Genomic DNA, 13,066 nt, shown 5'->3' on the forward strand with positions numbered 1-13,066 from the left:
AAGGAGCCTGCCATGACCAGCACCCCCGAAGTCCTGCGCCAGCACGCCGAGCAAGCCTACGCCCACGAACTCGCCGCCCTCGCCGAGCATGACCGTCACCCGCGCCCGCCGAAGTGGAACCTCAGTCCGCGCGCCGTCCTGACCTATCTAATGGGCGGGCGGGCCGGGGATACTGAGATCACCCCGAAGTACGTGGGCGAGGCGCGGCTGATGGAGATCGCCGTGGCGACCCTCGCCACCGACCGGGCGCTGCTCTTGATCGGCGTGCCGGGCACCGCCAAGAGCTGGGTGAGCGAGCACCTGGCCGCCGCCATCTCGGGCGACTCCACCCTGCTCGTGCAGGGGACGGCGGGCACCGACGAGAACGCCATCCGCTACGGCTGGAACTACGCGCGGCTGCTGGCCGAGGGACCCAGCGAGGCCGCGCTCGTCGAGAGCCCGGTCATGCACGCCATGCGCCAGGGCAAGATCGCCCGCCTGGAGGAGCTGACGCGCGTGCAGAGCGACGTGCAGGACACCCTCATCACCATCCTCTCGGAAAAGACGCTGCCGGTGCCCGAGCTAAACACGGAGGTGCAGGCGGTGCGCGGCTTCAACCTGATCGCCACGGCGAACAACCGCGACAAGGGCGTCAACGACCTGTCGAGTGCCCTCAAGCGCCGCTTCAACACGGTCGTCCTGCCCGTGCCCGACAGCCTGGAGGACGAACTGAGCATCGTGATCCGCCGCGTCGAGGCGCTGGGCCGCAGCCTGGGCTTGCCCGAGCTGCCCCCGGCCCTCGACGAGATTCGGCGCGTGGTGACGGTCTTCCGCGAGTTGCGCGCGGGCGTCACCGAGGACGGGAAGACCAAGCTCAAGACCCCCAGCGGCAGCCTCAGCGTGGCCGAGGCGATCAGCGTGGTCACGAACGGGCTGACCCTGGCCGCCCACTTCGGCGACGGCGAGCTGAGCAGCCGTGACGTGGCCGCCAGCGTCATCGGGGCCGTGGTGAAAGACCCGGTGCAGGACCAGGCCGTGTGGAACGAGTACCTGGAGACGGCGGTCAAGAAACGGGCCGGGTGGAAGGAGTTCTATGCGGCGTGCCGGGAGGTGAGCTGAGTGGATGACCTGACGGGCTTCTGGTCCACCGACCATATGGACTACCAGCGCAGGGACCTGATTCTGCCGCCCCTGACGCCCGAACTCGTCGTCTCGGTGGAGGCGCAACTCGGCTACCGTCTGCCGACTCTTTACGTGGAACTGCTGAAGATTCAGAACGGCGGGCTGCCCGCACGCACCTGCTTTCCCACATCGGAAGCGACCTCCTGGGCGGAGGATCACGTCGCCATCACCAGCCTCTTCGGCATCGGCGGACAGCACACCTCTGGGCTGCCGGAGGCCAGTCAGTTCATGGTGAGCGAATGGGGCTACCCGCCCATCGGGGTCTATTTCGCGGACTGCCCCTCGGCGGGACACGACATGGTGGCGCTGGACTACCGGGCGTGCGGCCCCCAGAGTGAGCCTTCTGTGGTCCACGTGGATCAGGAGGGGGACTACCGCATCACGTGGCTGGCCCCGGACTTCGCCACCTTCGTGAAGGGCTTGTTGCCGGAAGAGGCGTTCGGGGACGATCCGGAGGAAACCAAGGCCGACGATCTGGAGCGTATCCAGACAGGGGCGTTCAGCCCGGAACTGGAGGCGCTGCTGGCGGCCTTTCCCGATCCGACCATGGCCGCGCGGCTGCGGGCGCTGGCCGCCGTCATCGTGCACGAGAAGGGCTTCTTTGCGCTGCACGCCGACCCGTACTCGACGCTGATGTACGACCTGCAATTCCTGCTTCACAGCCACCGCCACGCCGTCCGGGACGGGGAGAGCTACGTCGAGGGCGTGTACCCTTCGCTGGTCGCCCTCGCAGATAGCCAGGGCTTTTCCACTGGCGGCTACGCGCCGGACTTTGTGGCGGACTGGCTGAGGGACGCGCGGGCACGGGGCCGGATTGCGTCCACGGCGGAAGGTCTTCAGTTCACACCGGAGGCGGCGCGGGGCGTGCTGGAAGCCCTAACAGAAGTTTGGGAATCCCGTTGACCTCAGCCGTCCTCCAGCACTTCCCGTTGCTGCATCGCGGGCTGCTCGCGTTCGATGGGGCCGTCAAAGGCAGCCAGCGCCTCAAAAGTGGCCCGGCCATCCTGCCCCTGCACCAACGTGATGATCAGCTTCCGACCCCGCCGCGCGATTCGCCCCTCGTCGTCAGACGGTTGACGCTCTGGCGGATTCCGGACCTCCTGACTGTTTCCACTCTTGAACGTTCGGTGGCGTGCCACAGGTTCACCTCTTGCTGAAATTTATCCATACACCTCTTTCGGAGCGTTGCTATGTCTGACCTCACCATCTATCCCATTCGCCACCACGGACCCGGTTCGGCGCGCAGCGTGGAAAGGGCGCTGGAGGCCCACCCGCCCGCCACGTTGCTGATCGAGGGGCCGGTGGACGCCGACGGCCTGCTACCCTTCCTGAACGACCCCGCCCTCACGCCTCCCGTCGCGGTCATGGCGCATGTGCAGGGCCAGCCCGAGCGCTCGGTGTTCTACCCGCTGGCCGAGTTCAGCCCGGAGTTCGTGGCGATCCGTTGGGCTTTGAAACGCGGCGTTCCCGTGGCCTTCATGGACCTGCCCGCCAGCGTGACCCTCGCGCAGAAGGAGGAAGGGGACGTTCCAGCCGAAGCCGACCCGGACGCCGAGCCGGTGCCCACCTCTCCCGCCGACGCCGTGCGCACCGACCCGCTCGCGCTGCTGGCTGGGGCGGCGGGCTACAGCGACTTCGAGCGCTGGTGGGACGCCCTGGTCGAGTCGCGCGGCGAGGGCGAGGCGGTCTTCGCGGCGATTGCCGAGGTCATGGCGGCGGTGCGCGAGGATGAGGACGGGCACACCTCGGAGCGCGACCTCATCCGTGAGGCGCAGATGCGCCAGACCATCCGAGCGGCCCTGGGACGCGGCAGCGTGGCCGTGGTCTGTGGCGCGTGGCATGCCCCGGCCCTCACCCCCGAGGTGCTGGCGCGCGAGGCGAAGGCCGACCCGGCGCGGGTCAAGAATCTCCCCAAAGCAAAGGTCGCCCTCACCCTCACCCCCTGGACGCACGGACGGCTCACGCAGGCGAGCGGGTACGGGGCGGGCGTCACGTCGCCGGGCTGGTACGCGCACCTCTACGGCACGCCTGCGCAGGTCACCGAGCGCTGGCTGACCCGCTCGGCACGGCTGCTGCGCGAGCGTGGGCTGGATGCGTCGAGTGCCCAGGTGATCGACGCAGTGCGCTTGGCTGACGCGCTGGCGACCCTGCGCGGGCGGAGTCTCGCGGGCCTGGACGAGCTGACCGACGCCACGCGAGCCGTCTTCGCCTGGGATTCCGACACCCCGCTGCGCCTCCTCTCGGAAGAGCTGTTCGTGGGCGAGGCGCTGGGCACTGTCCCCTCCGGTGTGCCCGCCGTGCCGCTGGAACAGGACCTGGCCGGAACGCTGGCCCGGCTGCGCCTGAAGCGCGAGGCTGTCACCCGCCAAGTCACCCTCGACCTGCGCGAGGACGCGGGCCTGGGCCGCTCGCAGCTCTTCCACCGCCTGAACCTGCTCGGCGTGCCGTGGGCGAGGGAGGCGGCCAGCCGGGGCGCGGGCACCTTCAAGGAGGCGTGGACCCTGCGCTGGGAGCCGGAGTTCAGCGTGCGCCTCGTCGAGGCGAGCCGTCACGGCAACACGCTGGTGCGCGCGGCGAACGCGGCGGCCATCTCCCAGGCGCGGCAGGCCCCGGACCTGGGCGCCCTCTCGGCATTGCTGGAGGTGACGCGGCTGTGTGGACTGCCGGGCGCCGCCAGCTTCACCCTCGCCCGGCTGGACGCCCGCGCCGCCGACGCCGACACCGCCGCGCTGCTGCTCTCGCTGCCGCCCCTGGCGCGGCTGGCCCGCTACGGCGACGTGCGGGCGCGCGAGGGCGACGACCTGCGACCCGTGTTCCGCACCCTGATCGCCCGCGCCGCCGCCGGGCTGCCCAACGCCGCGCACGGGCTGGGCGAGGAGGCTGCCGGAACGCTCCACGGCCAGATCGTGGGGGCCGACGCGGCGGTGCGCCTCCTCGACGACCCGGAGGCGAGTGGTGAATGGGTGGCGGCCCTGCACGCCTTGGACGCGGAGGGCACCGCGCCCCTCCTGCGCGGCGACGCCGTGAACCGCCTGCGCGACCGGGGCATCCTCGACGCCGAACAGGTGCAGTCCAGGCTCGCGGCGGCGCTCGCGCCGGGGGCACCGCCGCTCGACGTGGCCGCGTGGCTGGGCGGCTTCATCGGCGAGGACGGCGGGACGCTGCGGCACGACCCGGCGGCCCTAGCCCTGCTCGACGCCTGGGTGACGGAACTCGACCCGGACGCCTTCGGCGAGGTGCTGCCCCCCCTGCGCCGCGCCCTCTCGCGCCTGGAACCACATGCCCGCAAGAGGCTGGGCGAGGAGTTGCGCGGGCTGGAACGCGCCGAACAGGCGGCGCAGGTCAACGGCGACCTAGGGGCGGGCGTGGTGCCCGTCGTGCTGCGGCTGCTGGGCGTGACGCTGCCTCAAGGAGACGCTCAATGACTGAACCCGCTCCCCAGAACCTGACTCCCGAGCAAGAACGCCTGCGCCGCTGGCGCCTCCTCCTGGGCGGCGAGACCGCGAAAGGCGAGAGCGCCGACGGCATCGGCTGCGAGCTGGGCGAGCACGACCGCCGCCTCGACGCGGCGCTGGCCTCGCTGTACGACGGCGCACCCTTCACCCTGCAAACCGGGAGGCCGCAGGGGGGCCGCAAGTCGCACCGCAACGTGGGCTTCGGCAAGAGCGCCCCGGCGGTGGCGGCGTGGCTGGGCGAGGTCCGCGACCTCTTCCCGCAGTCGGCAGTCCAGGTCATGCAGGGGGACGCGGTGGAGCGGCTCAACCTGAAAACCCTGCTGCTCGAACCCGAGCTGATGGAGCACCTGCAACCCGACGTGCACATGGCCGCCACCCTGATCAGCCTCAAGGACGCCATGCCGGACCAGGCCAAGGCGCTGGCGCGGCAGGTGGTGGCGCGGGTGGTGGACGACCTGCAGGCCCGCCTCGCCGAGCCGCTGCGCAGCGCCGTGACGGGCAGCCTCAACCGCTCGCAGCGCAACCTGCGCCCCCGCCAGAACGAGGTGGACTGGGGCCGCACCCTCCTTAGAAATCTACGGACCTACGACCCCAAGCGCCGCAGCGTGATTCCCGAGCGGCTGGTGGGGTACGGACGCGCCCGGCGGCAACTCAAGGCCGTGACCCTCTGCGTGGACCAGTCGGGGAGCATGGCATCCAGCGTGGTTTACGCGGGCATCTTCGGCGCGGTGCTGGCGAGCCTCCCGGCCCTGAAGACGAACGTGGTCGTGTACGACACGGCGGTCGTGGACCTGACCGAGCACCTCGCCGACCCGGTGGATGTGCTGTTCGGCGTGCAGCTCGGCGGGGGGAACGACACGCCGCTGGCCCTGCGCTACTGCCGGGGCCTGCTCACCAACCCCGAGGAGCACACCTTCGTCCTGATCTCCGACCTGTACGAGGGCTCGGGCAGCGCCGAGATGATCCGCCGCCTGAACGAATTTCGCGAGATGGGAGCCCGTGTGATCGTGCTGCTGGCCCTCGACGACGACGGGAGGCCGAGCTACGACCACGACAACGCGGCGAAGCTGGCCGCTTTGGGCATTCCGGTCTTCGCCTGCACGCCGGACTACTTCCCCGAGCTGATGGCGACTGCGCTGGGGGGAGCCGACATCGGGGCCTGGGCGGCCTCGCGCGGCATCGTGACGGCGCGGGCGGGGGCCGAAACCGGGGGAAGTCCGGGCAGGGGGGCGTGACATCTATCTGTGCGGCGATGGGTGGTGGGGCCACGCTGGTTGGTCCGGTGGGCGGGAGCCTGAGCATCTGGGACCGATACCGGCAACGCGCAACCGACCAAGACGAACGGCGGCTGAAGTTGCACTTGGCAGAACTCATGTTCCTGCGGGCCGCTTAGGCTCATATCCAGCTGCCTTCCGAGCAACAGGCCCTCTTCGAGCGGTGGAAGGAAGCAGTACCTCGCGCGGAACAACGGGTGGCGGGAGAGGCTGCTGAACCGGGGCACCGCGACCGAGCGGGAGTACGAGGCGGTCTTCCGGGAGCTGGGGCTCCATGACGGCGGCATTCCTTCCGGGGACCAGCGGGAAATGCTGAGGGCGCTGGGACAGCTCACGCTCCACCGTGAATCTCCCGAGTTTCGCATCATCGGCCAATGCGAACTGGGAGACCGCCCCAGAGCCGAGCGCCACTACCGGCGGACCCGCACGCTGCTGGAAGGCCTCCCGGATTCTCCCACGGCACGCTGACTCCGCCAGCGTCTGCTGCTCGACCTCGACCGCGTTCGTGACGATGACGACCTCAATGCGGTCCTTGAGCACCATCAAGTCATGCTGGAGCTCCCGGCCTGGTATTCCCACCCAGTGACCGACGCCCTGATGCGCAGTGCGGCGGCCCTCGTGAGTCAGGAAGCGCACGCGCAGCAGATCTCAGCAAATCGGACGGCCAGGTGCCGAGACGAGTCTCAGAAGCCGCCACCGGTTCAGGACTGCCACCACGTCAAAGTGTTGCCGTCCCGCACTAGCAGGCGGTTATCCGGGGCGAATGCTGCAACGGGGTAGCGCAGGTCCCGACCGCAGCCCCCCTGCCGGTTAAGCCCACCCGCGAGGCCCTTCGGCGTGGGGAGCCGCTTGCCCGCCTGCAAGTCCACCAGCGCGTAGCCGTACAGCGCCCAGCCGCATGCGTCCCCATGCGTCCCCACTTCCCTCACACAGCAGCGCGGGGGCGGCGTCGTCCTCGCGGTCGGGCGTTGCGGTGAGAGGATACGGGTGCAGTTCGACCGGGAGGCCGTGGCGGGCGGCCCGCCGGACCAGCCACTCGCCCTCCACCAGCGGTTCGGGCAGGTCCAGCACCCAGAAGCGCAGGGGCGGCCCCCTGTAGGCGGCCTGCCAGAGCAAGGCGGCGGCGCGGTCCTCCGAGCAGTGGGCAGGAAGATCAGTCCTGCCAGGCCGCTGTCCTTGGGCAGGCTAACCTCGAGAAGGTGGTCCAGCAGCCCCGGCACGTCGAGGGGCGCCGGCCGTGATCGCCACCCTGCGGCGCGCTTGGCAGGCGTGGAGCGCGGGCGGCTGAGGGGGGACGCTGCTGCTCGCCAGGGCGTCCTGGCCGCCAGCAGCGTGATGAACCTCTCCCCTCCCTGGCGGCCTTCGAGGCGGCCGTCCTGCTGACACCATGTCCGAAGGACTATTCCGTTCCCACGAGCTGGCCCTCCCGCTGGGAGTCCGCTCCATCCTTGCCGATGGTCGTCCAAGTCGACGACAGGGCATTCCTTATCTGTGCCGGCTCCACGGCTCTTCGGTGGCGACCTCCGCGCCCGGCCTCGTCACCCTGCTGATGGGCTGGGTGCCAGGATCGGCGGGTGAAGCTGCAATCCACGCCGCAACGCGTCGAGGCTCCGTTCCAGGAACAGGCCCGATACCGACGCACCCGGCATGAACAGTTCACTCGCGTGATAGGCGCCGTCCACCTCGAAGAACTCGCACGGCACCCCCGCCTCCACGAGGCGGCGCGCGTACTCCCGGTCCTCCAGGTAAAACAGATCCAGGGTGCCCACTCCGATCCACGCGGGCGCAAGACCCGAGAGGTCTTCCCGGCGGGCGGGCGCCGCATACGCGGGCGCGTCCTCCAGGCGGGGCGCGTGCCCCAGGTAGGCTGTCCAACCCAACCGGTTCGAGCCGGGCGTCCACACAAATTCCCCCCGGCCCCCGTGATCGGTTCGCAGCACCGTCCGGTCGTCCAGCATGGGGTACAGCAGCAGCTGGAAGGCCACGGACACCTCCCCACGGTCGTGCGCGAGCTGCGCGAGCCCTGCTGCGAGCCCCGCCCCGGCGCTGTCCCCCGCCACGGCAATCCGCTCAGGGTCGACGCCGAGTTCCGCAGCGTGGGCGTGAAGCCACTTCAATGCGGCGTAGCAGTCCTCCAGCGGCCCCGGAAAGGGCGTCTTGGGCGCGAGGCGGTAGTCCACGTTCACCACGAGCAGCCCCAGCTCGTTCGCGAAGCGCGTGCACTGCCGGTGGTACGCGTCCGCCGAACCCGTGATGAACCCCCCGCCGTGGAGGTACAGCAGGGCCGCCGGGTTCCTTTGGCCGTTCTGGGGACGGTACAGCAGCACCGTCACGTCGGGCGCCCCCGCCGGACCGGGCACGTCGCGCCGCTCGAAGTGCACGTCTGCCGGGTCGGACACGCGGCGCGGAACACGGCTGAGCGCCGAGACGACCGGCCCACTGAAGGCCGGGTGACGCAGGCGCAGCAGTGGGGACCGCAGTTCGGGATGTAGCCGGACGTATGACGCGGCGCGCCTTGAATACATCCACGCGCCCAGCGCACCGAGCGCCACGCCGAGCCCCAGCCGTCTTGTGGTGTTCATCCTTCCTCCTGGGCGTGCTGGCTACTGGACGGACCAGCCGCCATCGGACGGCAAGACCGCCCCGTTGATGTTGACACCGTCGTCGCTCAGCAGGAACGTGATGCTCGCCGCGAGATGCTCCGGCAGCGCCACCGGCGGGATGAGCGCGAGGAACGGCCCGAGCCGCTGCTGCCCCAGCGGGGACGCGAAGTTGGCGGTTATGCCCGTCGCGACGCCGCCCGGCGCGACGGCATTCACACGGACGCCGCTCGGACCGTACATGAACGCCGCGCTGCGGGTCATGCCGACCACCGCGTGCTTCGACGTCGTGTAGGCCAGTCCCGCAGCGGAGCCGCGCAGCGACGCTTCCGACGCGACATTCACGACCGACCCGCCTCCCGCTGCGAGCATCAGGGGAAGGGCCGCGCGTGTCAGGCGGAATGGGCCGTCCACGTTCACGGCCATCACCCGCGACCACACCGCGTCACTGACCTCGTGCAGGGGCGTCATGTCGTCCGTGATGCCCGCGACGTTCGCGAGCCCGTCCAGTCGGTCCCCAGCAGCAGCGACGATGGCCTCAATGTCCGCCTGCTTCGTGACGTCCGCGACGATGGGGACAATATCGAGCGAAGCGTGCTCAGCCCTGAATGCCTCGAGACGGTCTCCGGAGAGGTCCGCAGCGATGACGCGTCCACCCTCGCGGGCGATGCGGGAGGCGACAGCGCGTCCGATGCCGCTCGCGGCGCCCGTCACGATGACGGTCCGGCCCCCGAAGCGGCCGGGCGTGATGCGTTCCGTCCAGCCCTGCGGGGAGCTTACCTCGTCGGGCAGGACGCCGCCGTTGGCGCGCCGCACGAGGTCGTCGATGACCGCCTGACTCATCTGGCCGCCACTGAGGGTGACGAGCTGCGCGAGGGGAAGGTTGCGGATGGGTGTGAAGACGCTGGCGTCCTGCCCGCCCTGCGCAAGCATCTCGCGCAGGAGCGGCCCGCCGACGGGATGGTCGAGCCACGTGCCGATAGAGGCGTTCGCGGTGATGGGCGTGGGATCGTTCGTCATGGAAGTCCTTTCCGCGCGACTCCGGGGGGTCGCGGCATGCCCTCACCATCGCGTGCGGCGCGGACCAGAACCAGTCAAGGGATTATCCTATGAGTCACGCTGACAGGCTGAAGGGAGGCAAGGTGGCCGAAGCGAGACGAAGGGAACTCGGGGCGTTTTTGCAGGAGAAGCGTCGGTCGCTGCGTCCCGAATCGGTCGGTCTGCCGCCCGGGACACGTCGCCGCACGCCCGGTCTGCGGCGGGAGGAGGTCGCGCTGCTCGCCGATGTCAGCGTGTCGTGGTACACGTGGCTGGAGCAGGGCCGGGACATTCACCCTTCAGTGGGGACCCTGACGCGCGTCCTGGACGCGCTGCGCTGCACGTCCGAGGAGGGTGCGTATGTGCGGGGCCTGCTGAGCGGCGTGGCCTCACCCCCCGGGGACACCTGGGATCCGGCCCTTCAGCAGGTGCTTGGCGCGTTCCTGCCCGCCCCGGCGGTGCTGCTCGACCGACACTGGCGGCCCGTCGCCGTCAACGACGCCGCGCGTTACCTGGACCGTGGCGGACGGGCGGACGTGCTGGACGGTCGGTCGCTGCTGGAGCTGATGTTCCTTGACGAGGCTGTCCGCGCGAGCGTCGTGAACTGGGAGGAGGAGGCGCGGGCGCTCGTGGCGGCGTTCCGGCTGGACAGCAGCCGGTACCCGGACGACGGGTGGTTCGCACGGCAGGTAGCGGCGCTGAGCGAGGCCAGCGCGGAGTTCACGCGCCTGTGGGCGGAGCGGCAGGTGCGGGCGCACGGATCGGCGCGGACGGTGATGCGGCACCCGGAGGTTGGGGAACTGGTGTTGAACGCGTCGTGGTTGCAGGTAATGGGGGCGCCACACCTGAAACTGCTGGTGTACACCGTGGAGCCAGGGTCACCGACGGCTGCAGTGTTTGCGCGATTGGCTTCTGAGCGTTGAGAGGGGCGGTGTGGGCGGCCGCAGACCTCCCCCCTCCCCTACCCCCGCCAACTGAAGCTGATCGTCTACCTCGCGTATATGCTGCCAGCCAGCGCCGCTTCATAATCGGTCAATGCAGTCCTCGGCCGCACCCGGTGCCCTCCTCCCCTCCGAGCAACTCGACCTTGCCTGGAGGACCCGCTCCGCCGAACCGGGACGCGCCCAGGACATCGTCCAGGCCTGGCAAGACGACCCGGAGTGGACCTTCCAGGCCCAGACGGTGCAGAGCGGGATCACCCTGGCGCACCGTCAGCACGCCGAAGCGTTGAGGATGGCCCTGACCGCGGCGGCAGGCCTACGGACACGTGAAGACCTCACGTGGCTGTGGCGAGCGCTCAACTTGGCTGCCCTCGCGTCCGACCGCCTGGGTCAGCGGGACCAGGCCCTCGCCCACCACCACGAAGCCCTTGACGTCGCGCGCACCCTCGGCAATCTCCCCCAGCAGGGGCTGACGCTGCTCAATATCGGCGTGCTGTGGTTCATCACCGACGTGGAGAAGGCTGGGGAGTATTTCCGCACGGCGGTGGAGGTGCTGGAACAGGCCAGGCCCCGGGGCGTGCCCAGCCTCGCCCGGGCCTACGTCAACCTCGGCATCCTCGACTACCAGGCGGGTCGGCATGCAGAGGGCGTCACCTGCATGGAGCGTGGCCGGGACCTCGCGCTCTCGGTCCGCGAGCTGGGCACCTGGGTCAGCGCCGTGTGTCACCTCGCCCAGGTCTGGACCGAGCGTGGGGACCCTGGCCAGGCCAGGCGCGAGTTGGACGCCGCGCTGCGGGAGATTCCTGAGTTATCGGCAGGTTTGCGGCGGAACTTGCTCTACGCGCGAGTCATCGTGGAGCATCATGCTGGGGAGTACGCAGCGGCGCTGGACGCCTACGAACACCTGCGTGACTTTACCCTCACCGAACTCGAGCAAAAAGCCGTCCTCCCCATCCGTGTCGACTGCCACGCCCAGCTCGGGCAGTTCGAGCAGGCGTACGCGCTGAGTCAGGAACTCGTGGCCTTTAACAAGGGGCTCTACAAGAAGGAACGCGAGACCGAACTGCTCAAGCTCGAAGAACGCCACCAGGCGGAGACCGCCCGTCGGGAAGCGGACCTTCAGCGTCTCGGAGCCGAAGCGGCCCGTCGTGAGGCCGAGCTCAAGCATCTCGAGAACGTCGAACTTCAGCGCGCCCTGGAAGCCAACGCGGGCCTGATTCAGACGCTGCACGAAAGCCAGCTCGTGAGCGAGACCCTGCTCGGGGTTTCGCAGCTGATGCAGCTTGACCTCGAGCCGCTGGACCTCGCCCGGCACGCCGTCGCCCTCGTCATGCGGCTGGTCGACGCCGACTGGTGCACCCTGGCCCAGATTCACAGCAACGAGGTGACCTTCGAAACCGTCTGGGCCCGGGATGAGCAGGACGGTGCGTTCGTGCAGCTTCAGTTGCCGGGCCTGTTGGGTGTCCGTGACCCCCCCCTCCACCGCTCGGCGCGGCATGACGACCCGACCTTCGTCAGCGGGTATGCGCAGGACCGGGTAGGCCACCCGGCCTTGGTCGCCGCGGGCTTGCAAGGCTTTGCCAGTCTTCCAGCCGGAACCGCGAACGGCTTGACCTATGTCTTGCTGCTGGGCCGCATGAAACAGGATCGCCGCTGGAGTGAACGTGAGCGCCGGGTACTGGGCGCGACGGGCCGAGCCCTGCGCGCGGCGGTCGAAGCGCAGGAACACGTGCGCCGCACCCATGAAGCGGCCCTGACCGACGTCCTGACGGGGCTGGGCAACCGCCGGGCCTTTGAAGCGCAGTTGCGCGAGGCGACGAAGCAGGCCACCTTCAGCGTGGCGATGCTTGATCTCGACGGGCTCAAGACCATCAACGACACCCGCGGCCACGCCGCTGGGGACATGCTGCTGCAAGTGTTCGCGGCCCACCTGCGGGCCAGCGCCCCGGAAGGGATGCACGTCTTTCGCTTGGGCGGGGACGAGATCGCGCTGCTGATGGAGCATGGCCGGACCACGACGCCGGATACGGTGCAGGCGAACGTGCTGGAAGTCCTGGATGCAGGCGTGTCCGCCGCCCGAGCAGCTGGATTTGCTGAGGCAGGCTGTTCGTTCGGTGTGGCCCGCTGGCCGGACGAGGCCGTGACCGCCGCCGACGTGGTGGCGTTGGCGGATACCCGGTTGTATGCCGACAAGCGGGTCAGAAAGACCCACCGGACGGAGCAGCCTGTGGCCACCTCCCGCCAGGAGCTCATCACGTTTGGGGACACCACACTGGACGTTCGGACGCGCGAAGTCAGCGGACCGCTCGGCCGGACCACGCTCAGCCTCCGGGAATCGGAGATTTTGCAGGCGCTGGCCGCGCGCAGTCAGCAGGTCGTCCCCCGCGCAGAGCTGATGGGGGCCGGGGGAATGGACTCCGGGGGCACCCTGGACGCCTATGTCTCGACCCTGCGCCGCAAGCTCGCGTCGGTGACGGAGCAGGCGGGCATCCGCACGGTGCGCGGCCAGGGTTTCAGCCTCCACTGGTACCTTCCCCGTTCTGACGCGTGAGGAGAGATCGCTCCGGTCGAGATGGAGTGAGAAGCTCGGCGTGGTG

10 protein-coding genes are annotated in these 13,066 nt (G+C 69.7%); 6 read left to right on the forward strand and 4 right to left on the reverse strand.

Annotated features, from left to right (window positions below):
* Positions 1-12: 12 nt before the first annotated feature.
* Together F8S09_RS07140 and F8S09_RS07145 are read left to right on the forward strand one after the other, a co-directional pair.
* Positions 13-1,098: an ATP-binding protein gene (locus F8S09_RS07140; protein WP_152870571.1), complete on the forward strand. Its 1,086-nt coding sequence runs from the start codon at positions 13-15 to the stop codon at positions 1,096-1,098.
* Positions 1,099-2,064 (forward strand): SMI1/KNR4 family protein, encoded by a 966-nt coding sequence (locus F8S09_RS07145; protein ID WP_152870573.1) that lies wholly within the window; start codon positions 1,099-1,101, stop codon positions 2,062-2,064. It begins immediately after the preceding gene.
* Positions 2,065-2,066: 2 nt separating this feature from the next.
* Here F8S09_RS07145 and F8S09_RS07150 read toward each other — a convergent pair whose 3' ends face one another.
* Positions 2,067-2,300, reverse strand: coding sequence for an antitoxin (locus tag F8S09_RS07150; RefSeq protein ID WP_152870576.1), 234 nt, complete (start codon positions 2,298-2,300; stop codon positions 2,067-2,069).
* Between the two features lie 51 nt (positions 2,301-2,351).
* Between F8S09_RS07150 and F8S09_RS07155 the strand changes: the two genes are divergently transcribed.
* Both F8S09_RS07155 and F8S09_RS07160 read left to right on the forward strand, forming a co-directional pair.
* Entirely contained in the window at positions 2,352-4,586 is a 2,235-nt protein-coding gene (locus F8S09_RS07155; RefSeq protein WP_152870579.1) for a DUF5682 family protein, read from the forward strand.
* Positions 4,583-5,851: a VWA domain-containing protein gene (locus F8S09_RS07160; protein WP_152870581.1), complete on the forward strand. Its 1,269-nt coding sequence runs from the start codon at positions 4,583-4,585 to the stop codon at positions 5,849-5,851. The genes F8S09_RS07155 and F8S09_RS07160 overlap by 4 nt, the downstream gene beginning before the upstream one ends.
* A gap of 849 nt (positions 5,852-6,700) precedes the next feature.
* On the opposite strand, the gene F8S09_RS17620 is transcribed toward F8S09_RS07160, so the two are convergent.
* From F8S09_RS17620 to F8S09_RS07175, 3 genes are all read right to left on the reverse strand, one after another.
* Positions 6,701-7,006, reverse strand: coding sequence for a hypothetical protein (locus tag F8S09_RS17620; RefSeq protein ID WP_194165256.1), 306 nt, complete (start codon positions 7,004-7,006; stop codon positions 6,701-6,703).
* 422 nt (positions 7,007-7,428) lie between these two features.
* On the reverse strand, positions 7,429-8,472 hold the full coding sequence (locus F8S09_RS07170) for an alpha/beta hydrolase (RefSeq protein WP_227978551.1): 1,044 nt from the start codon (positions 8,470-8,472) through the stop codon (positions 7,429-7,431).
* Positions 8,473-8,493: 21 nt separating this feature from the next.
* Positions 8,494-9,510 (reverse strand): SDR family NAD(P)-dependent oxidoreductase, encoded by a 1,017-nt coding sequence (locus F8S09_RS07175; RefSeq protein WP_152870586.1) that lies wholly within the window; start codon positions 9,508-9,510, stop codon positions 8,494-8,496.
* An 89-nt stretch (positions 9,511-9,599) separates the two neighbouring features.
* Here F8S09_RS07175 and F8S09_RS07180 point away from each other — a divergent pair, with 89 nt between their 5' ends.
* Positions 9,600-10,451, forward strand: coding sequence for a helix-turn-helix domain-containing protein (locus F8S09_RS07180; RefSeq protein WP_152870588.1), 852 nt, complete (start codon positions 9,600-9,602; stop codon positions 10,449-10,451).
* A gap of 112 nt (positions 10,452-10,563) precedes the next feature.
* A complete protein-coding gene (locus F8S09_RS07185) occupies positions 10,564-13,020 on the forward strand; it encodes a diguanylate cyclase domain-containing protein (protein ID WP_152870590.1) in 2,457 nt (818 codons plus the stop codon).
* Positions 13,021-13,066 lie beyond the last annotated feature (46 nt).

It is taken from the genome of Deinococcus terrestris (genome assembly GCF_009377345.1).
GTDB lineage: Bacteria > Deinococcota > Deinococci > Deinococcales > Deinococcaceae > Deinococcus > Deinococcus terrestris.